At 63.6% G+C, this 26,931-nt stretch carries 23 protein-coding genes, 1 tRNA gene and 2 riboswitches; of the genes, 10 read left to right on the plus strand and 14 right to left on the minus strand.

Features of this window, described 5'->3' with window-relative positions; all coding sequences use genetic code 11:
- Window positions 1–45 precede the first annotated feature (45 nt).
- Window positions 46–260: riboswitch (cobalamin riboswitch) on the plus strand.
- A 100-nt stretch (window positions 261–360) separates the two neighbouring features.
- From metE to J2Y63_RS06545, 3 genes are all read left to right on the plus strand, one after another.
- Window positions 361–2,694, plus strand: coding sequence for a 5-methyltetrahydropteroyltriglutamate--homocysteine S-methyltransferase (metE, locus tag J2Y63_RS06535; RefSeq protein ID WP_435265386.1), 2,334 nt, complete (start codon window positions 361–363; stop codon window positions 2,692–2,694).
- An 89-nt stretch (window positions 2,695–2,783) separates the two neighbouring features.
- Window positions 2,784–2,985: riboswitch (cobalamin riboswitch) on the plus strand.
- 189 nt (window positions 2,986–3,174) lie between these two features.
- Window positions 3,175–4,365 carry a formaldehyde dehydrogenase, glutathione-independent gene (fdhA, locus tag J2Y63_RS06540; protein ID WP_435265387.1) on the plus strand — a complete coding sequence of 397 codons (1,191 nt, stop codon included), beginning with the start codon at window positions 3,175–3,177 and terminating at the stop codon, window positions 4,363–4,365.
- Window positions 4,366–4,431: 66 nt separating this feature from the next.
- Window positions 4,432–5,511: a DUF6925 family protein gene (locus tag J2Y63_RS06545; RefSeq protein WP_435265388.1), complete on the plus strand. Its 1,080-nt coding sequence runs from the start codon at window positions 4,432–4,434 to the stop codon at window positions 5,509–5,511.
- A 3-nt stretch (window positions 5,512–5,514) separates the two neighbouring features.
- On the opposite strand, the gene J2Y63_RS06550 is transcribed toward J2Y63_RS06545, so the two are convergent.
- The 6 genes from J2Y63_RS06550 to J2Y63_RS06575 all read right to left on the minus strand — a co-directional run bounded on the left by J2Y63_RS06550 (window position 5,515) and on the right by J2Y63_RS06575 (window position 13,698).
- Window positions 5,515–6,096, minus strand: a complete 582-nt coding sequence (locus J2Y63_RS06550; protein WP_435265389.1) for a histidine phosphatase family protein — start codon at window positions 6,094–6,096, stop codon at window positions 5,515–5,517.
- 101 nt (window positions 6,097–6,197) lie between these two features.
- Window positions 6,198–10,016, minus strand: coding sequence for a vitamin B12-dependent ribonucleotide reductase (locus tag J2Y63_RS06555; protein WP_435265390.1), 3,819 nt, complete (start codon window positions 10,014–10,016; stop codon window positions 6,198–6,200).
- A 626-nt stretch (window positions 10,017–10,642) separates the two neighbouring features.
- The gene (locus J2Y63_RS06560) at window positions 10,643–11,230 is read right to left on the minus strand and encodes a hypothetical protein (RefSeq protein ID WP_435265391.1); all 588 of its coding nucleotides are present in this window, start codon (window positions 11,228–11,230) and stop codon (window positions 10,643–10,645) included.
- A gap of 195 nt (window positions 11,231–11,425) precedes the next feature.
- The gene (gene gpt / locus J2Y63_RS06565; RefSeq protein ID WP_435265392.1) at window positions 11,426–11,923 is read right to left on the minus strand and encodes a xanthine phosphoribosyltransferase; all 498 of its coding nucleotides are present in this window, start codon (window positions 11,921–11,923) and stop codon (window positions 11,426–11,428) included.
- Window positions 11,924–12,035: 112 nt separating this feature from the next.
- Window positions 12,036–12,878: a universal stress protein gene (locus J2Y63_RS06570; protein ID WP_256116124.1), complete on the minus strand. Its 843-nt coding sequence runs from the start codon at window positions 12,876–12,878 to the stop codon at window positions 12,036–12,038.
- Between the two features lie 64 nt (window positions 12,879–12,942).
- Complete coding sequence (locus J2Y63_RS06575; RefSeq protein WP_319319177.1) at window positions 12,943–13,698, minus strand: competence/damage-inducible protein A; 756 nt, start codon at window positions 13,696–13,698, stop codon at window positions 12,943–12,945.
- Between the two features lie 169 nt (window positions 13,699–13,867).
- On the opposite strand from J2Y63_RS06575, the gene wrbA reads away from it, so the two are divergent.
- The 3 genes from wrbA to J2Y63_RS06590 all read left to right on the plus strand — a co-directional run bounded on the left by wrbA (window position 13,868) and on the right by J2Y63_RS06590 (window position 15,754).
- A complete protein-coding gene (wrbA, locus tag J2Y63_RS06580; RefSeq protein ID WP_435265393.1) occupies window positions 13,868–14,467 on the plus strand; it encodes an NAD(P)H:quinone oxidoreductase in 600 nt (199 codons plus the stop codon).
- A gap of 132 nt (window positions 14,468–14,599) precedes the next feature.
- Window positions 14,600–14,684: transfer RNA gene (locus J2Y63_RS06585), tRNA-Leu, on the plus strand.
- Between the two features lie 272 nt (window positions 14,685–14,956).
- A complete protein-coding gene (locus J2Y63_RS06590) occupies window positions 14,957–15,754 on the plus strand; it encodes a hypothetical protein (RefSeq protein ID WP_435265394.1) in 798 nt (265 codons plus the stop codon).
- A gap of 52 nt (window positions 15,755–15,806) precedes the next feature.
- Here J2Y63_RS06590 and J2Y63_RS06595 read toward each other — a convergent pair whose 3' ends face one another.
- The 5 genes from J2Y63_RS06595 to J2Y63_RS06615 all read right to left on the minus strand — a co-directional run bounded on the left by J2Y63_RS06595 (window position 15,807) and on the right by J2Y63_RS06615 (window position 20,099).
- Window positions 15,807–16,112 carry a hypothetical protein gene (locus J2Y63_RS06595; protein WP_435265395.1) on the minus strand — a complete coding sequence of 102 codons (306 nt, stop codon included), beginning with the start codon at window positions 16,110–16,112 and terminating at the stop codon, window positions 15,807–15,809.
- Between the two features lie 108 nt (window positions 16,113–16,220).
- Window positions 16,221–17,228, minus strand: a complete 1,008-nt coding sequence (locus tag J2Y63_RS06600) for an inorganic phosphate transporter (RefSeq protein ID WP_256116119.1) — start codon at window positions 17,226–17,228, stop codon at window positions 16,221–16,223.
- Window positions 17,228–17,872, minus strand: coding sequence for a DUF47 domain-containing protein (locus J2Y63_RS06605; protein ID WP_256116118.1), 645 nt, complete (start codon window positions 17,870–17,872; stop codon window positions 17,228–17,230). Before J2Y63_RS06605 ends, J2Y63_RS06600 begins: the two co-directional genes overlap by 1 nt.
- Window positions 17,873–17,987: 115 nt before the next feature.
- A complete protein-coding gene (locus J2Y63_RS06610) occupies window positions 17,988–18,566 on the minus strand; it encodes a hypothetical protein (protein ID WP_319319162.1) in 579 nt (192 codons plus the stop codon).
- Between the two features lie 78 nt (window positions 18,567–18,644).
- The gene (locus J2Y63_RS06615) at window positions 18,645–20,099 is read right to left on the minus strand and encodes a TrkH family potassium uptake protein (protein WP_256116116.1); all 1,455 of its coding nucleotides are present in this window, start codon (window positions 20,097–20,099) and stop codon (window positions 18,645–18,647) included.
- A gap of 279 nt (window positions 20,100–20,378) precedes the next feature.
- Here J2Y63_RS06615 and ilvA point away from each other — a divergent pair, with 279 nt between their 5' ends.
- The 3 genes from ilvA (at window position 20,379) to J2Y63_RS06630 (ending at window position 23,413) form a co-directional block, all read left to right on the plus strand.
- Window positions 20,379–21,626 (plus strand): threonine ammonia-lyase, encoded by a 1,248-nt coding sequence (gene ilvA, locus J2Y63_RS06620; RefSeq protein ID WP_256116114.1) that lies wholly within the window; start codon window positions 20,379–20,381, stop codon window positions 21,624–21,626.
- A 61-nt stretch (window positions 21,627–21,687) separates the two neighbouring features.
- On the plus strand, window positions 21,688–22,002 hold the full coding sequence (locus tag J2Y63_RS06625) for an HlyU family transcriptional regulator (protein ID WP_435265396.1): 315 nt from the start codon (window positions 21,688–21,690) through the stop codon (window positions 22,000–22,002).
- A 163-nt stretch (window positions 22,003–22,165) separates the two neighbouring features.
- On the plus strand, window positions 22,166–23,413 hold the full coding sequence (locus J2Y63_RS06630) for a diguanylate cyclase (RefSeq protein WP_435265397.1): 1,248 nt from the start codon (window positions 22,166–22,168) through the stop codon (window positions 23,411–23,413).
- Here J2Y63_RS06630 and J2Y63_RS06635 read toward each other — a convergent pair.
- Entirely contained in the window at window positions 23,410–23,871 is a 462-nt protein-coding gene (locus tag J2Y63_RS06635) for an Lrp/AsnC family transcriptional regulator (protein ID WP_256116110.1), read from the minus strand. The two genes, J2Y63_RS06630 and J2Y63_RS06635, sit on opposite strands and share 4 nt — an antisense overlap.
- 164 nt (window positions 23,872–24,035) lie before the next feature.
- On the opposite strand from J2Y63_RS06635, the gene ald reads away from it, so the two are divergent.
- A complete protein-coding gene (gene ald, locus J2Y63_RS06640) occupies window positions 24,036–25,154 on the plus strand; it encodes an alanine dehydrogenase (RefSeq protein ID WP_435265398.1) in 1,119 nt (372 codons plus the stop codon).
- Between the two features lie 48 nt (window positions 25,155–25,202).
- On the opposite strand, the gene J2Y63_RS06645 is transcribed toward ald, so the two are convergent.
- Both J2Y63_RS06645 and J2Y63_RS06650 read right to left on the minus strand, forming a co-directional pair.
- The gene (locus J2Y63_RS06645) at window positions 25,203–25,670 is read right to left on the minus strand and encodes a DUF1203 domain-containing protein (protein ID WP_435265399.1); all 468 of its coding nucleotides are present in this window, start codon (window positions 25,668–25,670) and stop codon (window positions 25,203–25,205) included.
- A gap of 70 nt (window positions 25,671–25,740) precedes the next feature.
- Complete coding sequence (locus J2Y63_RS06650; protein ID WP_435265400.1) at window positions 25,741–26,775, minus strand: phosphotransferase enzyme family protein; 1,035 nt, start codon at window positions 26,773–26,775, stop codon at window positions 25,741–25,743.
- Window positions 26,776–26,931 lie beyond the last annotated feature (156 nt).

Below are 26,931 nucleotides of genomic sequence, written 5' to 3' on the forward strand. Positions count from 1 at the left end.
ACATAAAGATTTCTTTATATGACTTGACATTGCCGCCGATATCACGCCAAGTCGCGTCGTCGTGGTTCCCTGGGATGGTCCGTCCGTCCCAGGGCTAAGAGGGAATCCGGTGCGTCGATCCGTCGGCAAAGCCGGGGCTGCCCCCGCAACTGTGAGCGGCGAGTTGCTGTCCAACAATGTCACTGAGGCGAAAGCCTTGGGAAGACGGACAGCGGCGACGACCCGCGAGCCAGGAGACCTGCCAAGGCAACAGAACGTCCACGGGCGGGGTGTCCCGGTGGTTGCTGCATCTCTCCGGCAACGGCAGAGCCTGCACGCGTCCGCTCAACCCATGCCCCCACAAACCAATGGGGTATGACAATGTCCAAACAAACTCTCCCGGTCGCCTCCCTCGGCTTCCCGCGCATCGGCCGCCATCGTGAACTGAAGTTCGCGCTCGAAGGCTTCTGGTCCGGCAAGCTCACGGAGACCGACCTTCTCGAAACGGCGAAAAAACTGCGCGCCGAAAACTGGGCGCTTCAGCGCGACCAGGGCATCACGCGGATTCCCTCCAACGATTTCTCCTTTTACGATCATGTGCTGGATACGGCCGTGATGGTCGGCGCCATTCCCGCCGCCTATGGCTGGGACGGCGGCGACGTACCGCTTTCGCTGTATTTCGCCATGGCACGCGGCAGCGAGCGGGATGGTCCTGCCGATTGCGGCCATGCGCATCACGGCCACGGCGTTCCCGCGCTCGAAATGACCAAATGGTTCGACACGAATTATCACTACATGGTGCCTGAGGTCTCGGAGGATCAGGTGTTCCGCCTCACCACGCAGAAGCCGGTCGCCCACTTCCTGGAGGCCAAGGCGCTCGGCATCCACACGCGCCCGGTCATGCTCGGCCCGGTGACCTTCCTCAAGCTCGCGAAGGCGCGTCCGTCCACCTTCAAGCCGCTCGACCTCCTGGCAAAGCTGCTGCCGGTCTATGAGGAACTGTTCCGCCGTTTGGGCGAGGCAGGCGCGGACTGGGTTCAGGTCGACGAGCCGATCCTTTCGCTCGACCTCACCGAGGGCGAGCGCCATGCCTTCAAACTCGCCTATGAAGGCTTCGCCAAGGCGGCACCCGGCCTGAAGCTGATGCTCACGACCTATTTTGGCGCGCTCGCGGATAATCTTTCGGCTGTTGCCGCCCTGCCGGTCGCCGGCCTCCATGTCGATCTTGCGCGCGCGCCGGACCAGCTCGACGCGGTCGTGCAGACCGTGCGTGCGGACCAGGTCCTGTCGCTCGGCGTGATCGACGGGCGCAACATCTGGCGGGCGGACCTCGCGTCCATCCTCGACCGAATGGCCCCGGTCGTTTCCGCCCGCGGCGCCGATGCGGTCGAAATCGCCGCCGCGTGCTCACTGCTGCATGTGCCGATCGACCTCGATCTCGAAACGGCGCTCGACTCCGACCTCAAGACCTGGCTTGCCTTCGCGACGCAGAAGCTTGGCGAGCTTGCGACGCTCGGCAAGGGCCTTGCACAGGGCAAGGATGCCGCTCGACAAACCCTGGACGACGCTTCGCGGGCCATCGCCGCCCGCGCCGCATCGCCGAAGGTGACCGACCCGCTGGTGCAGGGCCGCATTGCCGGCATCGACGCGGGCATGAAGACGCGCGCGAGCGCCTTCGAAACGCGCCGCCGGATCCAGTCGGCGGCGATCAGGCTGCCGCTGTTCCCGACGACGACGATCGGCTCGTTCCCGCAGACGAGCGACGTTCGCAAGGCGCGCTCCGCCCATGCCAAGGGAATGTTGAGCTACGCGGACTACGAAACCTTCCTGCAGAAGGAAACAGAAACCGCCATCCGCTGGCAGGAGGAGATCGGCCTCGACGTGCTCGTGCACGGCGAATTCGAGCGCAACGACATGGTGCAATATTTCGGCGAGCAATTATCCGGATTCGCTTTCACGCAGCATGCCTGGGTGCAGAGCTACGGCTCGCGCTACGTCCGCCCGCCGATCATCTTCGGCGACGTCTCGCGGCCGAACCCGATGACGGTGCGCTGGTGGCAATATTCGCAGTCCCTCACCGACAAGCCGGTGAAGGGCATGCTGACCGGCCCGGTGACGATCCTCAACTGGTCCTTCGTGCGCGACGATATCGCCCGTAGCGCGACATGCCGACAGATCGCCCTTGCCATCCGCGACGAGGTCGTCGATCTCGAAAAGGCCGGCGCGAAACTGATCCAGATCGACGAGGCAGCCCTTCGCGAAGGCCTGCCGCTCCGCCACAAGGACTGGCAGCACTATCTCGACTGGGCCGTCGAATCCTTCCGCCTTTGCGCAAGCGGCGTGGCGGATGGCACCCAGATCCACACCCACATGTGCTATTCGGAGTTCAACGACATCATCTCCGCGATCGCCGCCATGGATGCCGATGTCATCTCCATCGAGACGTCGCGCTCGAAGATGGAACTGCTCGATGCCTTCCGGAACTTTGAATATCCGAACGAGATCGGCCCCGGCGTCTACGACATCCACTCGCCGCGGGTGCCGGAGGTGAAAGAGATGACCGATCTCTTGTCGCTCGCCCGCGAGCGCCTTCAGGATCGCCAGATTTGGATCAATCCCGATTGCGGCCTGAAGACCCGGAAATGGGAGGAGGTCAAGCCAGCCCTCGTCAACATGGTGGCAGCCGCCGCCGAACTGCGACGGGCGGCGCAGTAACAACGCGTGGCCCGGCCGCAAGGCCGGGCCGTGTCGTTGCTTCTATCGAGGATGTCGTATTCCCGAAGGTCATTTCGTCCTGCGCGTGGTTTGTTGGGCCTGTTCAGGGTGCCATTCCGGCGTTGTCGGGATGGATAATTGGGAAGCCGGTCTAAAACCGGCGCTGCCCCCGCAACGGTAGCGGAACCAAAATCTCGGCAAATGCCACTGGCCAGCAGGCTGGGAAGGCGCCGAGAGTGTCCGGAAGGACGGTTCTGGAGCCCGGAAACCAGCCTTGAACCCAAGACTCGACCGATTGCGGTGGGCGATCGAGAGGCGAATAGGCGTCTCGTTCGGGCCGCCCTGTTCCTCCTCTTTTCCATCCTTTCGTCGAAAGACACGGTCCGCATTCGCCCATTGGCGATGCGCGTCGGCGTTCCGACCAGATCCTGCCCGCGCATCTGCGGGCCGGAACGGCGTTCAACTGAGGAGGAGACGGATATGAGCAGGAACAGAGGCGTCGTCTACATGCGCCCCGGCAAGGTGGAAGTGCGCGACATCGACGACCCGAAGCTGGAGGCGCCGGATGGCCGGCGCATCGAGCACGGCGTGATACTCAAGGTGATTTCCACCAATATCTGCGGCTCCGACCAGCACATGGTGCGCGGCCGCACCACGGCCATGCCCGGCCTCGTGCTGGGCCACGAGATCACCGGCGAGGTCATCGAGAAGGGCATCGACGTGGAGATGCTGCAGGTCGGCGATATCGTGTCCGTGCCGTTTAATGTGGCCTGCGGGCGCTGCCGCTGCTGCAAGTCGCAGGATACCGGCGTCTGCCTGACGGTGAACCCGTCGCGCGCCGGCGGCGCCTATGGCTATGTCGACATGGGCGGCTGGATCGGCGGCCAGGCGCGCTACGTCACCATCCCCTATGCGGATTTCAACCTCCTGAAATTCCCCGACCGCGACAAGGCGATGGCGAAGATCCGCGACCTCACCATGCTGTCCGATATCCTGCCGACGGGCTTCCACGGTGCGGTGCGCGCGGGCGTCGGCGTCGGCTCCACGGTCTACGTGGCGGGCGCCGGCCCGGTCGGCTTGGCCGCGGCCGCCTCCGCGCGCATCCTCGGTGCTGCGGTCGTGATGATCGGTGATTTCAACAAGGATCGCCTGGCGCATGCCGCAAGGGTCGGCTTCGAGCCGATCGACCTTTCCAAGAGCGATCGGCTGGGCGACATGATCGCCGAAGTGGTCGGCACCGACGAGGTCGACAGCGCCATCGACGCGGTGGGTTTCGAGGCGCGCGGCCATGCGGGCGGCGAGCAGCCGGCCATCGTACTCAACCAGATGATGGAGATCACCCGCGCTGCGGGCTCCATCGGCATTCCCGGCCTCTATGTCACCGAGGATCCCGGCGCGGTCGATAGTGCTGCAAAGGTCGGCAGCCTGTCGCTGCGCTTCGGCCTCGGCTGGGCCAAGGCGCAGTCCTTCCACACCGGCCAGACGCCCGTGCTGAAGTACAACCGGCAGCTCATGCAGGCGATCCTGCACGACCGGCTGCCGATCGCCGACATCGTCAACGCGAAGATCATTGCGCTCGACGATGCCGTGCAGGGCTACGAGAGTTTCGACCAGGGAGCGGCCACGAAATTCGTGCTCGACCCGCATGGGGACCTGTTGAAGGCCGCCTGACGGCCGGGTGCGCCGGCGGGTGTTTCCGCCGGCGCACGCAAATCACGGATGAAGGATGAAACGACCATGGCGGATCTCCGGGATGTCTTGATAGACCACCTCGTCGACGCGAGGGCAGGGTGGAGCATGGGCTCCTTCGGCGCCGTCGCCGAGTTCCACCAGGATTGGGGCGAATATCTGGAGGCCGACGCGCCGACGATGTTCGTGCGCGCGACATCGCGCGGCGCCATGCGGCTGAACGCCGACATGGTCGAGCAGGTCGTTCCGGTCGCCTATGAGACGCTCAGCGCGAAGCCGCAGCGATGGAGCCACGGCGTGGCGCTCTGCCTGCCCGAAAGGGATTCGGCGATGGAGGGGCGCAAGGTCCTGACGGAGCTCGGGGCCGACGCGGAGGCGGTGCGTCCCACGGACAGGAAAGCGGTGCTGTTCGATATCGGGCTGGCGCTGCCGCAATGCGACTTCTGCATCCGCACGGCAGACACGGACCTGATCACCCTTCTGCGCGCCCATGCCGGGCGCAGCCTCTTCGATCCCGGAAATCCGGTGAGCGCCGCCCTCATGACGGCCCATCCTCATCGGGTCGCACTGACCCGGATCGGCCGCATCGAGGTTTTCCAGAAGATCGGCGGGCCGGAGACCGGCGGCGTCTCGCCCGCCGGGCCGCACACGCACCTGCTGCCGCATTTGCTGCGGTCGGGCCGCACCCATTCGGCCAACACGCCGATCCCGAAATATCACGTCCCGCTCGGTTATCTGCACCCGGCCAATCCCGTGATGGATACGCTCGGCCGCGACCTGAAATTCGACATCGACGCCCATGCCCGCTTCCAGGCGCTGTTCGAGCGCTTCGCCCGCCCGGACCTGCCGCTCCTGCGCAAGGCGGTGCTGGACGGGCTGGCAAGGCGGATGGAGCCCGATGACTTCCCCGCCCAGTCCGACCGTTTCAGCCGCGCGACGGTGCGCATAACGCTGCGCCAGCAATATCGGCTCGCCGAGCGGTTCGGAAGCCGCACCTATCTTAGCCTGGTGTCGCAATGGCGGGAGGTTCTGGACCGTGTGTCGGACGGAGCCGAGACGGACGCGGATATACCGGGCCACGCCGCTGCCGAATGGCAGGATCCCGCGACCCTGGCCGCAGCGGGCTGACGGCTACGCCGCCGATCCGAAGTGCCGCAAGGCCCAGCGCCGGCCATCGCTCGTCAGCGAGAGCGAACCGAGCGGCTCGACATCGACACGCCAGACCGACGTCAGCGGTGCGCCGAGAACATGGGCGAGAACGATCTTCAGCACGATGCCATGCGTGACGGCGAGCCGGCGTCCTCCGGTCCCATGCAACCCATCCAGCCAGGCGGCCACACGCTCGCGCACCTGCTCGAAGCTTTCGCCGCCATGCGGCGCCGCCGACGGGTCCGCCATCCAGCGCTGGAGATCGTCGGCCGCGACATCGGCCACCGCCAACCCGTTCCACCGCCCATAATCGACATCCCGCAGCGCCTCACAAAGCGTCGGCTTCGATGAGAAGGCCACGGCCGTCTCGGCGGCGCTGGCCTCGGGGGCATGCAACACGTCTTCGAAGGTGGGAAGGGCACACGCGAGCTGTGTTGCGCGTTCAAGCTCTTTGGCAAGGATTGGCTCGTCGGAGAAAAAACGCGGCTGCTGATTTGACGCGGTCGCGCCGCGGCTGAGCAGGGTCAGGCGGGTCGCCCGGATGCGGTTTGTTTTTCCGCTCACGTCTTGCACGGCTTGCCTGTCGTCGTGGAGTTTATGCTTTGTTCCGAAAACCCCTTCCGGGCAGTTGCCTGCCCGGAAGGAAATGTCATGGGATGCTGTGATCAGCTGCAGCCGCTGGTGGCGCCGCAGGTGTCGCACTTTTCGCAGGTGCCGTTGCGCACCATCGTGAAGTTCTGGCACTCGGAGCACATGTTGCCGGTGTAGCCCTGGGCGATCGAGCGCATGCGGCGTTCGGCTTCGAGCTTCTTGGCGTCGGCCTTGGCGCTGGCGGCTTCGGCGGCGGCCTTGTCGGAGAAGAGGGCGGTGACGCTCTCGACTGCGCCGTCCGCGGCCTCCTCGGCGACCTCGTCCGCGACTTCGGCGGCACGCTCCTCGTAATCGCGCTTGAAGGCGACGATTTCCGAGGTGGAGATGGCGACGGCCGGCTCCAGCTTGCGCGCGGCATTGCCGGCAAACGAGGTGACGTTGCTGCCGGACGATGCCTTGGCGGGGGCTGCGGTTGCCGCACCCTTAGGTTCGCCGAGCGCCCGCTCGCCGGCCTGGCCGCCCTGGACGAGCGTCGGCTTGTGGCCTCGGGTCCAGCCGGTGGAGATCAGGTTGGTCTTGCCTTCCTGGATGCCCTTGCCGAGTGCCGTGTTGGAGAAGTCCGACGTATCGACATGGGCGAGGTCGTGGCGGCCGAGATAGGAGACGGCGAGTTCGCGGAACACGTAGTCGAGGATCGACGTGGCGTTCTTGATCGCGTCATTGCCCTGCACCATGCCGGCCGGCTCGAACTTGGTGAAGGTGAAGGCCTCCACATATTCTTCGAGCGGCACGCCATACTGGAGACCCAGCGAGATGGCGATGGCGAAGTTGTTCATCATGGCACGGAAGGCGGCGCCTTCCTTGTGCATGTCGATGAAGATCTCGCCGAGGCGGCCATCGCCGAATTCGCCGGTGCGCAGATAGACCTTGTGCCCGCCGACGACGGCCTTCTGGGTGTAGCCCTGACGGCGGTTCGGCAGTTTTTCGCGGTCGCGGATCAGGCGTTCGACGATGCGCTCGACGATCTTTTCCGTGACGGTGACGGCCTGGGCGGCAGCGGGTGCCGCGATCAGGGCCTCGATGGCATCATCCTCGTCGTCCTCGTCCTCGATCAGCGAGGAGTTGAGCGGCTGCGACAGCTTGGAGCCGTCGCGGTAGAGGGCGTTCGCCTTCAGCGCGAGCTTCCAGGAAAGCATGTAGGCGTTCTTGCAATCCTCGACGGTCGCCTCGTTCGGCATGTTGATCGTCTTGGAAATGGCGCCCGAGATGAACGGCTGGGCGGCCGCCATCATGCGGATGTGGCTTTCGACCGAGAGGTAGCGCTTGCCGATCTTGCCGCAGGGATTGGCGCAATCGAAGACGGCGAGGTGCTCGTTCTTCAGGAACGGTGCGCCTTCCAGCGTCATCGCACCGCAAACGTGGATGTTGGCGGCTTCGATGTCCTTCTTCGAGAAGCCGATATGCTCCAGCAGGTTGAAGGACATGTCGGAAAGCTGCTCGTCGGAAACCTTCAGCGTCTCCTTCAGGAAGTCGGCGCCGAGCGTCCACTGGTTGAAGGCGAACTTGATGTCAAAGGCTGCCTTGAGGCCGGCGCTGACCGCTTCGATCTTCTCGTCGGTGAAGCCCTTGGCCTTCAGCGAGCCGGGGTTGACGGCCGGCGCCTGGTTCAGGTTGCCGTGGCCGACGGCATAGGCCTCGATCTCGGCGATCTGGCTTTCCGAATAGCCGAGCGTGCGCAGGGCTTCGGGAACGGCGCGGTTGATGATCTTGAAGTAGCCGCCGCCGGCGAGCTTCTTGAACTTCACCAGCGCGAAGTCGGGCTCGATGCCGGTCGTGTCGCAGTCCATGACGAGGCCGATCGTGCCGGTCGGCGCGATGACGGTCGTCTGGGCGTTGCGGTAGCCGTGCTTCTCGCCGAGTGCCACGGCCTTGTCCCAGGCAGCCTTGGCGTGGACGACGAGGGTCTGGTCCGGGCAATCGCCATGGATAAGGGCGACCGGGTTGACGGAAAGCTGCTCGTAGCCGGTGGTCTCGCCGTAGGCCGCGCGGCGGTGGTTGCGCATGACGCGCAGCATGTTGTCGCGGTTCGGTGCGAAGTTCGGGAACGGACCGAGCTCGCTCGCCATTTCGGCGGAGGTCGCATAGGAGACGCCCGTCATGATGGCGGTGAGCGCACCGGCAATGGCGCGGCCTTCCGTCGAGTCGTACGGGATGCCCGACGACATCAGCAGGCCGCCGATATTGGCATAGCCGAGGCCGAGCGTGCGGTATTCGTAGGAGCGTTCGGCGATCTGGCGCGACGGGAACTGCGCCATCATCACCGAGACTTCGAGCACGATGGTCCAGAGGCGTACGGCGTGTTCGTAATCGGCGATGTTGATGTTCTTGGTGGCCGCATCCTTGAACTGAAGCAGGTTCAGCGAGGCGAGGTTGCAGGCCGTGTCGTCGAGGAACATGTATTCCGAGCACGGGTTCGAGGCGCGGATCGGGCCTGCGGCCGGCGAGGTGTGCCAGTCGTTCATCGTCGTGTTGAAGTGCAGGCCCGGATCGGCCGATGCCCAGGCGGCATGCGAGATCTGTTCCCACAGGTCGCGGGCCTTCAGCGTCTTCATTACGCGGCCGTCCTTGCGGGCGGTCAGGTTCCAGTCGCCGTCATTTTCGACAGCGCGAAGGAAGTCGTCCTTCAGCGAGACGGAGTTGTTGGAGTTCTGGCCCGAAACAGTGAGGTAGGCTTCCGAATCCCAGTCCGTGTCGTAGGTCTTGAACTCGATGTCCTTGTAGCCCTGCTTGGCGAACTGGATGACGCGCTTGACGTAGTTTTCCGGAACCTGGTCCTTCTTGGCAGCGCGGATTTCGCGCTTGAGGGCCGGGTTTGCCGCCGGGTCGTAGCACTGGTCGCCATCGGCCGAGCAATTGATGCAGGCCTTCATGATGGCCTTGAGATGCTTGGCGACGATCTTCGAGCCGGTGACGAGGGCCGCCACCTTCTGCTCTTCCTTGACCTTCCAGTTGATGTAGGCCTCGATATCCGGATGGTCGATGTCGACCACGACCATCTTGGCCGCGCGGCGCGTCGTGCCGCCGGACTTGATGGCACCGGCCGCGCGGTCGCCGATCTTCAGGAAGCTCATCAGGCCGGAGGACTTGCCGCCGCCCGAAAGCTTTTCGCCTTCGCCGCGCAGATAGGAGAAGTTGGAGCCGGTGCCGGAGCCGTACTTGAAGAGGCGGGCTTCACGCACCCACAGGTCCATGATGCCGTTCTCGTTGACGAGATCGTCTTCCACGGACTGGATGAAGCAGGCATGCGGCTGGGGATGCTCATAGGCCGACTTCGACTTCACCAGCTTGCCGGTGAAGGGGTCGACGTAGAAATGGCCCTGGCCGGGGCCGTCGATGCCATAGGCCCAGTGCAGGCCGGTGTTGAACCACTGCGGGCTGTTCGGAGCGACGCGCTGGGTGGCGAGCATATAGGCAAGCTCGTCCTTGAAGGCGCTCGCGTCTTCCTCGGAGGCGAAATATTTGCCCTTCCAGCCCCAATAGGTCCAGGTGCCGGCGAGGCGGTCGAAGACCTGGCGCGCGTCGGTTTCCGAGCCGTAGCGCTCACCCTCGGGGAGCAGCTTCAGGGCGTCGGCATCGGCAACGGAACGCCACAGGAAGGACGGAACGTCGTTTTCCTCGACCTTCTTCAGGCGCGCGGGCACGCCGGCCTTGCGGAAATATTTCTGGGCCAGGATATCGGCGGCGACCTGGGAGAACTGCGCGGGCACGTCGATATCGGCGAGCCGGAAGACGATGGAACCGTCCGGGTTCTTGATCTCGCTGATGGCCTTGCGGAATTCGATCTCCGCATAGGCCGATTGGCCGGGTTTGGTGAAACGACGTTCTATGCGCATTGTCCGTTGTCCTCTGCTGCCGCATCCTGCCTCAAAAACAGGGCGCAATTATCCCCGTCCGGCCGCAATGCTCTTGCAGCCAGCCCAAATCTTCCAGTCCGTGCGGGAAACCCGATGATCTCGAGTGTCCTGTATCTTGTGCTGAGTATGGCTGCAAATACTAAATATAGTATCAACAGGTTCTTTTTTCCAGCCCCATCTGCTGCAATGGCGCGTCAGGAAATCGGGCGCAAAAACCCTTATGCGGCGAGCGGATCATCCACCCGGCCACATGCGCAGAAAACGCGATTTCGTGATGAGAACCGACCTCGTAACAATACGGTCCAGCCGCCGCCGCAACTTGGATTTCATTAACCTCATCCGGGCGATTCCCGTCAAGGGCTGGTTTGTGACGGAAGTTTGAACCCTATATCTTGTGCCTGCCCCTGTGGAAAATGGGGACATCCTGCGAAGCCTGCAAAACCAGCAGGTTCACCCCGAACGGCGGTGCGGCGGCATGCGTAACTGTGGACAAGTGAAAAAAATAATAGGTAAAATTCAGGGGTCTTTAAGGTCTCCCGACTTCAGGGAATAGCGATCCCGGCCGAGTTGTGATCCGTGGATAAAGTGATTCTCTGCCGTGCGCGTCAAAGCGCGTCGAGGTTCACGCCGACGGTGATCGTGCCGATGATGGCGCCGGTATGCGGGTCGGTGATCGGCAGGCTCGCCTGTGCCTGCATGAGCTGCGTGGACTCGTCGCGCTCCGCGTCCTCGATGTAGAGCGCGCCGGTGCCAAAGCTCTTCAGCCACTTGGCCTCGTCGCCCTGCCAGTAGTCGGAGGTGATGTCGCTCTGGCCGACATTGAGGCCGCGATTGTCCATCACGAAGATTTCGGTGATCAGCCCCTCGGCCGCGCGCTGCCGGCCCTTCAGTGTGAGCGAGAGCGCATTGGAAAGCTGGGCCTCGATCATCGGCCGCTCCGCGTTGAAGAGCTCGGCGCGCCAGCGCGCATCGAGCGCGTCGATCCCCGCCTGGTCGATCGCCGCATGCGCGGCGTTCTGCGCGATGACGGCATTGAGGATGGCCGGTTCGGTCAGCCAGGGCCGCACATTGTTCTCGACGAATTCCGTGACGGCCATGGTGCGGATATCTTCTGCCACCGCCTGGCCCGGCGAGAAGAGGGCCGCGAGGAGAAGGGTCGCCGATGCGGATGTGGGAATTCGCAGACCGCGCATCTACCGCCTGAAGGGATCGAAAGGACGCACGCCACGCCGGCGGGCCATATCAGCACTATCTGTTGGAGGCATTGCGGAAAGATTAAGCCGGCGGGCAGGCCTGGCCCATCCGCCGGCTTTTCACGAAAAAAATCGTCAAATCAGTCTGTTGCGGCGCAGCATTGAATCAATTTCAATGCCGCTTTCGCAAAAATGTCAGTCGCGCGCGCCCTTGGCGATCGGCTCCTGGTAGGTGAAGCCCATGTCCCAGGGGAAATAGATCCAGGTGTCCTGGCTGACCTCGGTGACGAAGGTATCGACCAGCGGGCGGCCCTTCGGCTTGGCGTAGACGGCGGCAAAATGCGCCTTGGGCAGCATGGCGCGCACTTCGGCGGCCGTCTTGCCGGTATCCGTCAGGTCGTCGACGATGAGGATGCCTTCGCCGCCCTGCTGCGACAGCTCGGGCGAGATGCCCTTCAGCACATGCATTTCGCCCTGCGAGACATAATCATGGTAGGAGGCGACGCAGACCGTCTCGATGACGCGGATGTTAAGCTCGCGCGAGACGATGGCCGCCGGCACCAGGCCGCCGCGGGTGATACAGACGATCGCCTTCCATTCGCGGTCGCCATCCGCCAGCCGCCAGGCGAGCGCGCGCGCATCGCGGTGGAACTGGTCCCAGGAAACGGGGAAGGCTTTGTCGGGCAACGACATGGGGGTGGCTCCTGATGGCAGAAAAACAGAGATTCCCTCTGTTTAAAGCACTTCGCCGCCCAAAGAAATCACCGCCCGGCCTTGGCGCCGGGCGATCCACAACGAAGTCTGGCTACCGGGACATCAGCGTCGGCACGCGCGCGCCGCGCATCATGGCACTGGTGACGCCGCCGAACAGGCGCTGGCGCAGCCGCGAATGGCTGTAGGCGCCCATGACGATAAGGCCGGCATCGATTTCCGTCGCCCGGCGGTTGATCGCATCCGCCACAGAATGGCCGTCGGACGAGCCGGAGGCGACCGTCGTCTTGATGCCATGGCGGGCGAGCGTCGCCGCAAGCTCGGCACCGCAGAAATCGCGCGACTGCATGGAATTTTCCGGCGGGTCGATGGTGAAGATCTCGACCTCTTTTGCTGCCGTCAGGAAGGGCAGGGCATCGAAGGCGGCGCGCGCCGCTTCGCGCGAGCCGTTCCAGGCCAGAAGCACGCGCTCGATGGTTTCCGGGCCGGCCGGCGCATTGGCCACGAGATAGACCGGGCGGCCGCTCTCGTAGAGCAGGTCCTCGATGTCTTCGCGCGATGGGCCGTCGATGTCCGGATCGAACTGGCCGGCGAGAACGATGTCGGCGCCGCGGGCGCTGTCGATGATGCCGGCGGAGGCATAACCGGCGGTGCCGGTGAAAAGCCGCCATTCATAGGAAATGTCGTCGCGCTCGCAGCGCGACCGGAAGGCCTGCTCGACCTCGCGCGACTGGCGCTGGGCGCGCTCCTGCAGGTCGAGCACGGCGTTCGGATCGGGATATTCCATGGGTGCGATCAGCGTGACGACGACCGGCGCTTCGGCGTGGATGCCGATGACGTGGCCGCCGGTCTTGCGCGCGAGCGCAAGCGCGTGGTCCGTCACCTTGCCGGCGTCATCGGCAGCGCTCAGCACTGCCACGATGGTCTTGTAGGTCATTTCGGCCTCCTGTGTGGTTCGTCGGAAACCTGCGCCTGTCGCCGCGGCAAAACCTTGATCCGGATCAAGAGGCGGCCTTGGCCACGGCGATTTCGGCGATCATCTGGAGTATATCACGTTCGGCGGCTTCCGCCGGTGCTTCTTCGCGGCTGCGGATGACGATCTCCGTCGAGAAGCGGTTTTCGGAAAAGCGCGGATAGGAGCCGATGCTGGTTTCCGGGTGGTTCTTCTGGATCGCAGCGAGCGCGCTGCCGATGTCGCCTTCGCCGAAGGGCGAGGCGACGGAGCGCGACAGCATCGGCACGCCGCCTTCAAGCGTCGGCACCACGGCGCTCAGCATGGCGGTAAAGACCTGCGGCACGCCGGCCATCACATAGACATTGCCGATGTTGAAGCCCGGCGCGGTGGAAACCGGATTTTCGATGTGCACGGCGCCCTCGGGCATGCGGGCCATGCGCTTACGGGCCTCGTTGAACTCCACGCCGCGCCGCTCGTACATGGCGCCGAGCAGCTGCATGGCAAGCGGATCGTGCAGGCAGGGCACGCCGAAAGCCTTGGAGATGGCGTCCGCCGTGATGTCGTCATGGGTCGGGCCGATGCCGCCGGATGTGAAGACATAGGTGTAGCGGGCGCGCAGCGCATTCAGCGCCTCGACGATCGCCTCCTCGTCGTCGCCGACGATGCGCACTTCCTTCAGGTCGATGCCGACGAGGAACAGCACGTCGGCGAGCTGGCCGATATTCTTGTCCTTGGTGCGCCCGGAGAGAAGCTCGTCGCCGATGGCGAGCATGGCGGCGGTGGCGATGGGGCTGGAACTCATGGGCGCTCTCTGGATTTCGTCTAGCAATGGCGACCGTGCCGGGCGACATTGTCAATGGCGGGTGAACAGTCTGTCGACCGTGCGGCTTCTGTCGCCGATCCCTCAAAGTGCTACATCCAAGCTGACGCCGCGATCAAGCGGAAAGCAACTTCGACCTGAGGAGACCACGATGGCGAAAGTACTGGTTCTTTACTACTCGGCCTACGGCCATATCGAGACCATGGCCTATGCCGTGGCCGAAGGCGCAAAATCGGCCGGTGCCGAGGTGACCGTCAAGCGCGTTCCCGAACTGGTGTCGGACGAGGTCGCCAAGGCCTCGCACTACAAGACGGACCAGAAGGCCGAAATCGCCACGGTTGCCGAACTCGGCGACTACGACGCGATCATCGTCGGCGCCGGCACGCGCTACGGCACGGTCGCCTCGCAGATGCGCAATTTCTGGGACCAGACGGGCGGCCTGTGGATGGCCGGCAAGCTGGTCGGCAAGGTCGGCTCGGTCTTCACCTCGACGGCCACCCAGCACGGCGGCCAGGAATCGACCATCCTCGGCTTCATCCCGACGCTTCTCCACCACGGCCTCGTCGTCGTCGGCCTGCCCTATGCCTTCCAGGGCCAGATGGGCGTGGAAGAAGTCAAGGGCGGCTCGCCCTACGGCGCCTCCACGATCACCGGCGGCGACGGCTCGCGCCAGCCCTCCGAAGTCGAAATCGAAGCCGCCCGCTACCAGGGCGCCCACGTCGCCAAGATCGCGGGCAAGCTTTCGGCCTGACGTTTTCCTGAAGCGTCACCGAAAAACGGGGGTGCGGTCCTGCACAAGGGCCGCGCCCTTTTTGCGACCGATACAAGCCTTTGCAAAACGCCCTATTGACGAAGCGTGCTGACTCTTCGAAAAGCAGGCTATGCGGGCGTGGCGAAACTGGTAGACGCAAGAGACTTAAAATCTCTCGGCCTTGGCTGTGCGGGTTCGAGCCCCGCCGCCCGCACCAGACTTTCCCCGATGCAAGTATACAATCTCATCGCCACCTGATTCGCCTGCCGACGCAGATGCAGTGGCGGGCGGTTGGACTTTTACGGGTGGAGTTCTGCGCTTTGTGATCCTGCCACCATTGCTGGCATTCGAAAATGTGCCGGCCGCGCAACACTTGCTTTTCTTGGTGGCCGGAACGCGAGCAAAGTAGAGAAGCGCCCTTGCCAGCTAAAAATGCTTTCGCTTTTTTAGCGCCCGATGTTTCAACGTGGGATACCATTGGGGGCGTGAATGAAATTTCCAAAATATTTGACCAAGGCCTATTTCCAGAAGACCTATGGGTCCATCGGCGTCGGTGATTTTACGGTCAAGGTGACGAAGTACAGCCAGACCTCGACCACGCTGAAGGCGACCGTTGAGGTCGACAGCAGCTTCGGCGACAGCACCACCGACATTCTGATGAAGGTGGGCAAGACCACGACGAGCCTGACGCTGAAAATCAAGGCGGAGGGCTATAACAGCACCCTTGCCTATTCCACCGCGCAGACGAAGAACGGCATCGCCATCAATGCCACATATACCGACAGCTTCAAGACGAAGTTCAACTACAGCCTGAACCTCGAGAAGGACGGCGATTTCAGCAAGTTCAAGATGGTCTATGCCCTCGGCACGGAGAAGATGACCATCACCTCGACCAAGATCGCCGGCGACGTGGTGACGTTCAAGGCCGTCGATGGCAGCGGCGACGTGATCGGCACGGCCAAGTTCAATCTCAAGGCCTTCGGCGATTATTACGGCAAGTCCGACAAGTATTTCTTCGAATCCGGCAAGACGGCCGAACTCTTCAACAAGCTGCAGCTCAAGTTCACCAGCCTGAACAAGGCGGGCGAGCCGGCGGACGGCGACAGCTTCGTGTTCAAGAAGCTCGCGGCCCCCGATGCCAGCCACGACGATGCCGGTCTTGCCGCGCGTGCCGCCGCCTTTGACGATGCGTCGAACGCCACGCATTCCGACAGCTTCGATTTCCTGGCGACGCAGGATTTCGTCCAGCCGGTCCACGCGATCAAGCACGTGCCGGACCTGTTCTAAGCAATTGAAACGGGGTGAACGGCGGAAGCGGAAACGCTTCCGCCGCTGGAGCCTACTTGGTGGGCTTTACCAGCGAGATGACGCGCGGCTTGGAGGGGGCATCGAGCCATTCGATCCAGGCGTCCCGCTCTTCGATCGTGTCGAAGAACCGCCAGAGCTTGAACTCTTCGTCGGTGGTCTCCAGCATCTCGCCGATGGAGGCGAGTTCCAGGGGCAACGTCACTTCGTTGCCGTCGAAGCGTACGAAATAGACCCCCTCGGCGGCAAGACGGATGACCTGACCGGTGCCATAGCTGCCATCGGGGTCATCGACCGTGAAGTACATGCCGGTCAGGGTGTCAAAAACCTTGTCGTTCATAGCTTTCCAATGCCAGTTCTGAAAAAAACCGCGCGGGTTCCATCAGTCTCATTTAATGGACCGTACCGGAACGTCAATCGCTGGTCTCTTATCGCCGCAGCGAAACGCCTAGCCTCCGATAGCACTGAACGTCAGGTAGAACAGCGCCGAAATCGCGGCCGCCGAGGGCAGCGTGACGATCCAGGCGATGACGATGTTGCCGGCGAGACCCCAGCGCACCGCCGAGACGCGGCGCGCGGCGCCGACGCCGATGATGGCGCCGGTGATCGTATGGGTCGTCGAGACCGGGATGCCGAGCCAGGTGGCGGCAAAGAGGGTGATCGCGCCGCCGGTTTCGGCGCAGAAGCCCTGCATCGGGTTGAGGCGCGTGATCTTCGAGCCCATGGTGTGCACGATGCGCCAGCCGCCCATCAGGGTGCCGAGCGCCATGGCCGCCTGGCAGCTGATGACGACCCAGAAGGGGACGTGGAACTCGCTGCCGAGATAGCCCTGCGAGAAGAGCAGCACGGCGATGATGCCCATGGTCTTCTGCGCGTCGTTGCCGCCATGGCCGAGCGAATAGAGCGAGGCCGAGATGAACTGCATGACGCGGAATGTGCGATCGACGGCAAACGGCGTCTGGCGCACGAAGAGCCAGGAGACGATGAGCACGAGGACGAGCGCCAGGAAGAAGCCGATCGCCGGCGACAGGAAAATGGCGCTCGCCGTCTTGATGAGGCCGCTCCAGACGACGGCGTCGAAGCCGGTCTTGGCAAGGCCGGCGCCGACCAGCCCGCCGATCAGCGCATGCGAGGAACTCGACGGGATGCCGAAGATCCAGGTGACGACATTCCAGATGATCGCGCCCATCAGGGCCGCGAAGATGACGAGGGGGCTGACGATGCCCGGATCGATAATGCCCTTGCCGAGCGTTTCGGCGACGTGCAGGCCGAAGAACAGGAAGGCGATGAAGTTGAAGAAGGCCGCCCACATCACGGCATATTGCGGGCGCAGCACGCGCGTCGAGACGATGGTGGCGATGGAATTCGCCGCATCGTGCAGGCCGTTCAGAAAGTCGAAGAGCAGCGCGATGCCGACGAGCGCGACCAGCAGGGGTAGGGCGAGGGTGGCCTCCATCAGACGTTCTCGATCACGATACCGCTGATCTCGTTCGCCACGTCCTCGAAGCGGTCGACCACCTTTTCCAGTTCGCCATAGATCTCGCTGCCGATGATATAGGCCATCGGGTCGGTCTTGCCGTATTGCTTGAAGAGGTTCTTCAGGCCTTGGTCGTGCAGCTCGTCCGAGCGGCCCTCGACGCGGGTGACCTCTTCGGCGATCGCGCTGAGGCGCGTGGCGTGTACGCCGACCTTGTCGAGCAGCGGAATGGCCTCGGCGATGAGATGTGCGGCCTTGACGACGGTCTCGCCCATCTCCTGCATGCCGGGCTCGAACTGCGTCTGCTCGTAGAGGCGGATGGTTTTTACCGTCTTGTGCATCATGTCGATGGCGTCGTCCATCGACTGGATCAGGTCCTTGATGTCGCCGCGGTCGAAGGGGGTGATGAAGCTGCGGCGCACGGCGAGCAGCACTTCGCGGGTAATATCGTCGGCCTGGTTTTCCAGTTCGACGATGCGGTCGCAATGTTTTTCCAGATCCGGCCCGCCCGCGAGAACCGAACGGAGGGCTTCGGCGGCGCCGACGACGGTGCGGGAATGCTGCTCGAAATAATCGAAGAAGCGGTCTTCGCGCGGCATGAGTTTGCGAAACAGCGAAAGCATGGATGCCCCTTACCTGGCTGGGGTTGTCATGCCGCTGTCATAATTGACCGTCAAGCCGCTGGAAAGCTTGGATTCCGGCTTGTCACAATTCTCTGCCTGCCTGTGGAAAACCTCGTTACGGCACGATCTTGAACGGCTGTTCGCTGATCGCCACGGCGCCGCTGGCCGCATCGCGGAAGCGGTAGCGCAACACGTAGTCGCCAGCCGGCGGGCCGCTGAGATTGAGGGTCAGCTTGGCGAAGACTTCCTGGTTGCGCACGCTGCCCTTGAAGTCGAAGGAGCCGAAGGCCTTCTGCTCGGCAAGCACCGTGCCCTTGGGGTCGAGAAGTTCGAGGTCCACGGTGAAATGCGATTCGAGCAGGCCGCCGTCGCCCGGCCGCCAGGTGAGGCCGACGGGCTCGACATAGGAGATCAGCGCCTCTCCGACCTTGAAGTCGGAGGCGGGGCGGACCGCATACATGCCATAGCCTTCCGGCGGGGCCGAAACGAAGACGGCCTTGCCGATCGTGAAGGGCAGGGTGGCGGCGAAGGTGCCGAAGGCATCGCGGATCGTGTTGTGCGCGCCCACCGTGTCGCCGGCGGCCGCCTGTTCCTCCGCCTTCTTCGCCGCATCCGCAAGCGGCCCGGCAAAGGCGAAGGCCGGCGCGAGCGCGGCGATAAAGGTCAAACGCAACAGGGACTTCGACGCAAACATTCAGTCTTCCTCCAGCCGGATGGCGGCAGGATGCGGAGAAGCGTGACAACAGTCAAGAACGCCAAAGGCGGTACGCGGTCAGCTCTTCCAGAACAGTGGTGTCAGGATGACGAGCACAGTCAGGATTTCGAGACGGCCGAGCAACATCAGGAAGGAGAGCAGGTAGAGAGCGGCATCGTGAAAGCCGGCAAAACTGCCGGCCGGACCGATCGCTTGGGTAACGCCCGGGCCGACGTTGGACAGCGACGTCGCGGCGGCCGATACCGCCGTCAGAACGTCATAGCCCATCAGGCCGAGCACAATGGCGCCGATAGCGGAAATGGCCACATACGTGATGAAGAAAAGGAAGACGCCGCGCTGCAGATCGATGTCGACGGTCATGCTGCCGTAGCGCACGGCATGGATTCCGTCGGGATAGATGAGACGGTAGAGGCCAGTGCGGATGAAATTGAAGAGAATGATCAGGCGGTAGGCCTTGAGCCCACCCGACGTCGAACCGGAACAGCCGCCCATGAAGGTCGCGACGAAGGCCAGTGCGACGATGAAGTGACCCCATTGCGTGAAGTCGTCGCTGGCAAAGCCTGTGGTGGAGAGAATCGAGGAGACGGTAAAGAAGGAATGCGCCAGCGCCTCATGGAAGGGGACACCGTTCTCGATCCGCTGGAAGATGCTGGCCGCGATCGCGAAGAGCGCGAGATAGGCGAGGAAGACGCGGATCTGCGGGTCGCGCCAGGCATCGATGCGCCCGCGCACCACGAACAGGATGAGCACCGAAAACGGCAGGCTGGAGAGCGTCATGAAGAAGGTGGCGGCCCAGAGCAGCGGCAGGCTCTTGAAATAGCCGAAGGAGGCGTCGTGCGTCGAAAGCCCGCCGGTCGCGACGGTCGACATGGCGTGGTTCAGTGCATCGAAGCGGCTCATGCCGAGCGCGGCATAGGTTATGGCGCAAATGAGGGTGATCGCCACGTAGATGGCGAGGAAGGCGCGGGTATAGCTCGCGATGCGGGCGAAGGGCTTGTCGGCCGTGTCGGACGATTCGAGCTTGAAGAAGGACATGCCGCCGACGCGCAGATAGGGCATGATGAAGAGGCCGAGGGCGAGAATCCCGACGCCACCGAGCCAATGCAGCAGCGAGCGCCACATCAGGACGCCGGGCGGCGCGTCGTCGAGGCCGACGATGACGGTGGAGCCGGTCGTGCTGATCGCCGAGACCGATTCGAAGAAGGCCTGCGCGAAGGTGAGGTTCAGTGACGAGAGCCACAGCGGGATCGCGCCGATGATGCTGCCCGAAAGCCAGAGCATGTTGACGACGAGGAAGCCCATGCGCTTGTTGAAGGGCGGCGGGCCGGCCCGTGTCGCAGCAGCCGTCGCGAGCGACAGGCCGCCGGTCATGAAGGCGGAGAGGAAGAAAACCTCCGAATCGGGATGGCCGTAATAGACGTCGATGAAGGCCGGAACGAGCATCGCCACGGACAAGTAGATGCCGCTTATGGCGGCAATGTTGATGGCGGATCGAAAGATGGTGGCGTTCAAGTTCTGGTCTCGGGAAGAGGCCATGGCGGCCAGGGCGGGTGGTATCCGTCGCGTCGATATGCCATAGCCTTTGCATTGTCCAAACTCAAGGATGGCTTCCGACGCGGTCCTCCTTGGTTTCAACCGGTTCTGCTGCGCGGCGTCGGAAAGGTTTGAAGAATGATCGGCTTCCCCTGCATCTGTCCTTCCTGAAGGCAAGACTTGTCCTGAAGGCGAGACACGCAGCTTTTTGAACCCAATCCTATCGAACCCAGATCCCTATCGAATATGGACCAGAGCATGACATCCGACGTCGACGCGGCCATGGAGGCCTTGCGCGGGTTGTTTCCCGAAACGCCGCTCCAGCTGAACGAACATCTCTCCGCCCGCTACGGCGCGGAAATCTATCTCAAGCGCGAGGACCTCTCGCCGGTACGCTCCTACAAGATCCGGGGGGCGTTCAACTTCTTCCGCAAGGTTCTCGCCGACGAGAACGGCGCGCGCAGCTTCGTCTGCGCCTCGGCCGGCAACCACGCGCAGGGTTTCGCCTTCGTCTGCCGCCATTTCGGCGTGCCGGGCGTGGTCTTCATGCCGGTGACGACGCCGCAGCAGAAGATCGACAAGACGCGCATCTTCGGCGGCGAGTTCGTGACGATCAAGCTCGTCGGCGACTTCTTCGACCAGTGCTACAAGGCGGCCCGCGAGCACGCGGAGGCGACCGGTGCGCTGATGGTGCCGCCCTTCGACCATGCTGATATCATCGAGGGGCAGGCGACGGTGGCCGCCGAAATCGTCGCGCAGCTTCCCGATGGCAAGCTGCCGGATCTCGTCGTGCTGCCCGTCGGCGGCGGCGGCCTCGCTTCGGGCGTGACCGGGTATCTTGCCGACAGGATCGGCCCGTCGAGCTTCCTGTTCTGCGAGCCGGCCGGTGCGCCGAGCCTCAAGCGCAGCCTCGAAAGCGGTGCGGTGGTGACGCTCGACCAGGTCGACAATTTCGTCGACGGTGCCGCGGTCGGGCAGATCGGCGCCCTCAATTTTGCAGCCCTCAGCCGGTTTTCGGCCGATCAGGTCATGCTGCTGTCGGAAAACGCGATCTGCGTGACGATGATCGACATGCTGAATGTCGAGGGCGTGGTGCTGGAGCCGGCGGGTGCGCTGTCGCTGACGGCGCTGGATGCGCTCGGCCGCGAGGCGCTGGAGGGCAAGACGGTCGTCGCCGTCGTCTCCGGCGGCAATTTCGATTTCGAGCGCCTGCCGGACGTCAAGGAGCGCGCCATGCGCCATGCCGGGCTGAAGAAATACTTCATTCTGCGCCTTGCCCAGCGCCCCGGTGCGCTCAAGGATTTTCTCAACATGCTCGGCCCGGACGACGACATCGCCCGCTTCGAATACCTGAAGAAATCCGCCCGCAATTTCGGCTCCATCCTCATCGGCATCGAAACCAAGGCGCCGGAGAATTTTGCGGCGCTGAAAAAGGCCTTCGACGCTGCCGGCATGCGTTACCAGGACATCACGGAAAACGAAATTCTCGCAAACCTCATCATCTAGGGGCAGGGGCTGGCAGCGCTCTCCCCTTGGAGGGCGCGGCGGCCTGTGTTAGCAATCGGCCATGGCATCGTTCTTTTCAAAACTCTTCGGTCGCGGCAGCGACTCGGCAGCCCCCGCGAAGGTCGCGGAGGAAACCGAGGCCTACAACGACCTCACCCTCGTCGCGGCTCCCATTCCGGAAGGCGGCCAGTATCGCCTGGCCGGGCGGATTGAGAAGCGGGACGGCGACCGGGTCTTCACCCGCAGCTTCATCCGCGCCGATCTCTTCTCCTCGCGGGACGATACGGTCGCCTCGACCTTCCGCAAGGCAAAGCAGATCGTCGACCAGCACGGGCCTTCGCTGTTCAACGACGGCGTGGACAGCCGGCAGGTCTGACCGCTGCCGGGCGATTTCTCGCCTCGTTCTGTGAAAAGTCACACAAAAGAACGTGAACGCGCTGGAGAACCGGCGCGATTGCCTGTATCCGCAGGAAAAGACTTGTTGCGACTCTTGCCCTGTATTTAGCTGCGGGGCGAAGCGAAGAAACTGCGGATCGCCCATGGGTACTGAAAATCTGATCCTGCTTCTCGTCGAGGCCGGATTCTATTTCGTCTTCATGGTGGGCATCCTGCATCTGCGCCATCAGATCGGCATCGGCGTCTTCATTGCCGCACTCGGCGTGATGCACTTCCTCGAAACCTATCTCGCGGCCGTCTTTTACATCGAGCTGCCCTTCGGCGTCATCTCGCCGGGCTCCTCCGTGCTGTTTTCCGGCAAGCTGATGATGATTCTCCTTCTTTACGTGAAGGAGGACGCCGCGGTCGTGCGCGCGCCGATCTACGGCCTGCTCGCCGGCAATTTCCTGACGGTCGGCCTCGGTTTCTTTCTGCGCCATCACCAGACGATCGGCGCGGTGCCGGGCCGCATCGCGGACCTCGCCTTCATCGAAGAGATGGGCTGGCTGATGCTCTGGGGCACGACGCTGCTCTATATCGATGCGCTGGCGATCATCCTGCTCTACGAACGGCTCGGGCGGGTGTTCAAGAAGAGCACGGCCATGCGCTTCTTCGTCTCCGGCGTCGTGGTGCTGACCTTCGATCAGATCGGCTTCTTCGCAGCCCTGCATTTCCTCAACGGCGCCCCGGTCGAAGTCTTCTGGGGCGGATGGATCGCAAAGATGATGGCGGCCTGCGCCTATGCGGTGCTGATCACCATCTATCTCTCCTATTCGCGCATTTCGGCCATTCCCGTCTCGCCGCGCCCGATCTCGGATATCTTTGCCGATCTCACCTTTCGCGAGCGTTACGAGGACCTGCTGGACCGTTCCGGCCGCGATGCGCTGACCGGCGTCTATGATCGTAGCCGCCTGGAATTCGAGGCGCCGCGCCTGCTCTCCGCGATGCTGGCGGCCGGCAAGCCGATGGCGCTGATGATCATCGATGCCGACCATTTCAAGGACGTCAACGACCGCTTCGGCCACCTCGCCGGCGACGGCGTGCTGAAAGAGACGGCCGCCTGCCTGCAACGCGCACTGCGCGGCACCGACCGCGTCTTCCGCTTTGGCGGCGAGGAATTCGTGGTGATCTGCGAGGATGTCTCGCCAGAGGCCGGCGCCGAACGCGCGGAGGCCCTGCGCCGCACCGTGGAGGCGGAAATCCGCCGGCCGGACGGCGTGCCGGTGACGGTCAGCATCGGCATCGCCAACAGCTACAACGACGGCACGACGCTGAACGCCCTGCTTTCGGCGGCCGATGCACGGCTCTATGCGGCAAAGAATGCCGGCCGAAACCGGGTTATTGCGAGCTAGATGCCGACATTCGGCCGGTCGATGATCTCGCGCAGCGCAAAGCTGGAATTGATCTTCACCACATGGGGCAGCGCCGACAGCCAGTCGCGGTGGATGCGCTCGTAGTCCTCCAGATCCTTGGCGGCGACGCGCAGGATATAGTCGTATTCGCCGGACATCAGGTAGCAGACGAGCACGTTGGGGCAGAGTTTTACGGCGGATTCGAACTCGTTCAGCGTCTTGGCGAACTGGCCGGAAAGCGAGATGTGCACGATGGCGATCATCTTGTAGTCGAGCGCCTTGGGCGAGACGCGGGCGTGATAGCCGTTGATGACGCCGGATTTTTCCAGAATGTCCAGCCGGCGCGAGCAGGCCGACGGCGACAGGCCGACGCGCTCCGCAAGCTCCGCATTGGAGATCCGGCCGTTCTGTTGAATCACCCTCAGGATCGCAGTATCGATTGCATCCAGATGCGCCATTCGAATTTCCTTCGAAATTTCCGCTGATATTCGTAGAATATTCGACAATGGCGCGTTTCGCAAACCCGCTTTGCAAGGACATTGCACGCGTCCTCTGCTTCCATAGTGGTCCCCGCCGACAAGCGGCGGCAATGAACGGGAACAGCACTGGGAGAGGAACGCGCATGCGTATCGGTTGTCCGAAGGAAATCAAGAATCACGAATATCGGGTGGGCCTGACGCCCGGTGCCGTGCGCGAATATGTGGCCCATGGCCACGAGGTTCTCGTCGAGACCAAGGCCGGCGCCGGCATCGGCGCAGACGACGACACCTACCGCGCCGCCGGCGCGAAGATCGTGGCCACCGCCGCGGATATCTTCCAGAAGTCCGACATGGTGGTGAAGGTCAAGGAGCCGCAACCCTCCGAATGGGCGCAGCTGCGCGACGGACAGATTCTCTACACCTACCTGCATCTCGCGCCCGATCCGGAACAGACCAAGGGCCTGCTCGCCTCCGGCGTCACCGCCATCGCCTATGAGACGGTGACGGACGAGCGCGGCGGCCTGCCGCTGCTCGCACCCATGTCCGAGGTTGCCGGCCGTCTCTCCATCCAGGCAGGCGCCACCGCGCTGCAGAAGGCCAATGGCGGCCGCGGCATCCTGCTCGGCGGCGTGCCGGGCGTGCTGCCGGCCAAGGTCGCGATCATCGGCGGCGGCGTCGTCGGCCTGCATGCGGCGAAGATGGCGGCCGGCCTCGGTGCCGACGTCTCGATCGTCGACCGCTCGATCCCGCGCCTGCGCCAGCTAGACGACATTTTCGGCGGCCGTATCCACACGCGCTATTCGACGATCGATGCGCTGGAAGAGGAAGTCTTCTCCGCCGATCTCGTCATCGGCGCCGTGCTCATCCCCGGTGCCGCGGCGCCGAAACTCGTCACCCGCGAAATGCTGTCGGGCATGAAGAGGGGCGCGGTCATCGTCGACGTCGCCATCGACCAGGGCGGCTGCTTCGAGACCTCACACGCCACCACCCATTCCGACCCGACCTACGAGGTCGACGGCGTGGTGCACTATTGCGTCGCCAACATGCCGGGCGCGGTGCCCGTCACCTCCGCCCATGCGCTGAACAATGCGACGCTGCATTACGGCCTGCAACTCGCCGACAAGGGCCTGAAGGCGATTGCCGAGGATCGGCATCTGCGCGCCGGCCTCAACGTGCACAGGGGCCGTGTGACCAACCGCCCGGTTGCCGAGGCGCTCGGCTACGAGGCCTATGCCCCGGAAGCGGTGCTGAACGTCGCCTGATCCGACATGCATGCAATGAAAGAAGGCCCGGAGCGATCCGGGCCTTTTTCATGCGCGCTCGATGCGGCACTGATAGCAATTGTTGCGCGCCGAGCGGATGTGGAGGTAGGCGACATCCTCGCGCGCCAGCAACGTGGCGGCATAGTCGGGAATATCGCCGGTCGGCACCACGGCGCCGGTGCCGTAGAGGATGCGGTCTCTCGCCGAATAGCCGCGAACGATATAGTTGCGGCTAATCAGCATCGGCGGCAGGTCTTCAGACGGAACATGGGCGGTGCAGGGCTCGGCATGCAGGAAGATCGGGCCGGTTTCCGCATAGGGCTGGACGGCCGGGAAGGGGCGGTGCGCCAGGACGAGATAGGTCTCGCCGGCACCGACGAGCCGCAGGCAGTGGCGACAGGGCACGCCGTCGCCGTCGGAGACATGCCGCTCCGGCACCATGCCATAGGCATCCTTGCCGCCGCTCCAGTAAGCGGTCGCGGTTTCGGTCGGCATGGGCAGGAAACGAAGGGACATCTTTGGCGGCTCCGGTTGCAAGGTGCCGCAATCCTTCATCATTGGCCGCGCTTGTGACACCCGATTCCTGTCAGGCCGTCTTGCGGAACGCCTTGTCGCATTGCCCGAGGAGTTCGACAGGATTGATCGCCGGATCGGCGAGGCAAAGGCCGACCATGGTCTTGGCGATGTGCTGGTAATAGGCCTCGTTCGCCTCGGCGGACACGATGTTCCTGGCAATGGCCTCGCGCCGGTCTTTCAGCCGCTTGCGCAGCGATGCCAGCGGGAGCGCTTCAGCGATGGAGAGAAGCCGGTCGCGGATCTTCAGGTGACGGATACGCTGCCGCCGTGCGGCGAGCAAGCGGGTGGCGGCGGTGAAGACGAGGTCCGGCGCATGCGCCAGCCAGGTTGCGCGTAGGTCGGCAGCGCAGGTGCCGAGATAGCCGTCGAGCAGGCTGCGCCGCTGCGTGGTCTGCCGACAGAACGGGCGCATCATCGTTGCGGCAAGCTCGATGCCGGACACGTCATAGGTCATCAGCTCATAGTCGATCAGGCCGATCGCATGTTCGTCCTGCTCGATGATATTGCTGCCGTAGAGGTCGCCATGGGTAAGCTGGGTGGCTGGCAGGCGCCGCATGCGCGCGAGGCTCTCTTCGATCCAGCGCCGCTCCTCCGGGCTGTGAAGGGCGCCGGACTGGGCGAGGTAACCCTCATGCGGCAGGACCGGCCGACGGCGTTCGAAGAGCGCACCCGTGGCGGCCCCTTCGATCGTGTTGAGCTTGGCGAGCGTGCGGCCAAGCGCCGCGAGCGCTGCCGGATGCGCCTTCTGGGTCAGCGGCTTGCCGGGGAGGTAGGAGAGCGCCAGCCAGTGGCCGCCGGCCTTGATGGCGTCACCCCACGAGGCGGTGCCGGCGCAGACATGCTGGGCGGAAATGCCGGCCGCTTCCAGCCGCCCGACGGCGTCCTCGAAACGGTCCTTGGTCGATTTCAGCACGAAGAAATGCAGCACATAGGTCTGCTGCTCGAAGACGACGATGCGTTTCTGGATGCTGAGGCGCCGCTTGGTGTGCAGGATGCGCACCCGCTTGCCAAGCAAATCGCGAAGATCAGGGGTGGGGCTGTCCATGCGAGCGAAAGATTCCGTTTGTATGCCGATCGATCCGTCCACGGCTCCATCGCCTTCGGGAAATGCTCGTGACAGTCATATGACATAGTTGCCCGGTCGTTTCCAGCACCGAAGTAGGCCGCAAAAACAACATCACCGCGGATGCCGGTGGGCACC

The sequence above is a fragment of the Shinella sp. BE166 genome, from assembly GCF_051201095.1.
Lineage (GTDB): Bacteria > Pseudomonadota > Alphaproteobacteria > Rhizobiales > Rhizobiaceae > Shinella > Shinella lacus.

Excerpts from the sequence above, each read along its gene's own strand:
- J2Y63_RS06545 (WP_435265388.1), top strand. The coding sequence starts at position 4,432 with ATGGCGGATCTCCGGGATGTCTTGATAGACCACCTCGTCGACGCGAGG.
- ilvA (WP_256116114.1), top strand. The coding sequence starts at position 20,379 with ATGACATCCGACGTCGACGCGGCCATGGAGGCCTTGCGCGGGTTGTTT.
- J2Y63_RS06555 (WP_435265390.1), bottom strand. The coding sequence starts at position 10,016 with ATGCGCATAGAACGTCGTTTCACCAAACCCGGCCAATCGGCCTATGCG.
- ald (WP_435265398.1), top strand. The coding sequence starts at position 24,036 with ATGCGTATCGGTTGTCCGAAGGAAATCAAGAATCACGAATATCGGGTG.
- J2Y63_RS06630 (WP_435265397.1), top strand. The coding sequence starts at position 22,166 with ATGGGTACTGAAAATCTGATCCTGCTTCTCGTCGAGGCCGGATTCTAT.
- J2Y63_RS06645 (WP_435265399.1), bottom strand. The coding sequence starts at position 25,670 with ATGTCCCTTCGTTTCCTGCCCATGCCGACCGAAACCGCGACCGCTTAC.
- J2Y63_RS06600 (WP_256116119.1), bottom strand. The coding sequence starts at position 17,228 with ATGGAGGCCACCCTCGCCCTACCCCTGCTGGTCGCGCTCGTCGGCATC.
- J2Y63_RS06605 (WP_256116118.1), bottom strand. The coding sequence starts at position 17,872 with ATGCTTTCGCTGTTTCGCAAACTCATGCCGCGCGAAGACCGCTTCTTC.
- metE (WP_435265386.1), top strand. The coding sequence starts at position 361 with ATGTCCAAACAAACTCTCCCGGTCGCCTCCCTCGGCTTCCCGCGCATC.
- gpt (WP_435265392.1), bottom strand. The coding sequence starts at position 11,923 with ATGTCGTTGCCCGACAAAGCCTTCCCCGTTTCCTGGGACCAGTTCCAC.
- J2Y63_RS06560 (WP_435265391.1), bottom strand. The coding sequence starts at position 11,230 with ATGCGCGGTCTGCGAATTCCCACATCCGCATCGGCGACCCTTCTCCTC.
- J2Y63_RS06590 (WP_435265394.1), top strand. The coding sequence starts at position 14,957 with ATGAAATTTCCAAAATATTTGACCAAGGCCTATTTCCAGAAGACCTAT.
- J2Y63_RS06625 (WP_435265396.1), top strand. The coding sequence starts at position 21,688 with ATGGCATCGTTCTTTTCAAAACTCTTCGGTCGCGGCAGCGACTCGGCA.
- J2Y63_RS06595 (WP_435265395.1), bottom strand. The coding sequence starts at position 16,112 with ATGAACGACAAGGTTTTTGACACCCTGACCGGCATGTACTTCACGGTC.
- J2Y63_RS06610 (WP_319319162.1), bottom strand. The coding sequence starts at position 18,566 with ATGTTTGCGTCGAAGTCCCTGTTGCGTTTGACCTTTATCGCCGCGCTC.
- wrbA (WP_435265393.1), top strand. The coding sequence starts at position 13,868 with ATGGCGAAAGTACTGGTTCTTTACTACTCGGCCTACGGCCATATCGAG.
- fdhA (WP_435265387.1), top strand. The coding sequence starts at position 3,175 with ATGAGCAGGAACAGAGGCGTCGTCTACATGCGCCCCGGCAAGGTGGAA.
- J2Y63_RS06575 (WP_319319177.1), bottom strand. The coding sequence starts at position 13,698 with ATGAGTTCCAGCCCCATCGCCACCGCCGCCATGCTCGCCATCGGCGAC.
- J2Y63_RS06635 (WP_256116110.1), bottom strand. The coding sequence starts at position 23,871 with ATGGCGCATCTGGATGCAATCGATACTGCGATCCTGAGGGTGATTCAA.
- J2Y63_RS06650 (WP_435265400.1), bottom strand. The coding sequence starts at position 26,775 with ATGGACAGCCCCACCCCTGATCTTCGCGATTTGCTTGGCAAGCGGGTG.
- J2Y63_RS06570 (WP_256116124.1), bottom strand. The coding sequence starts at position 12,878 with ATGACCTACAAGACCATCGTGGCAGTGCTGAGCGCTGCCGATGACGCC.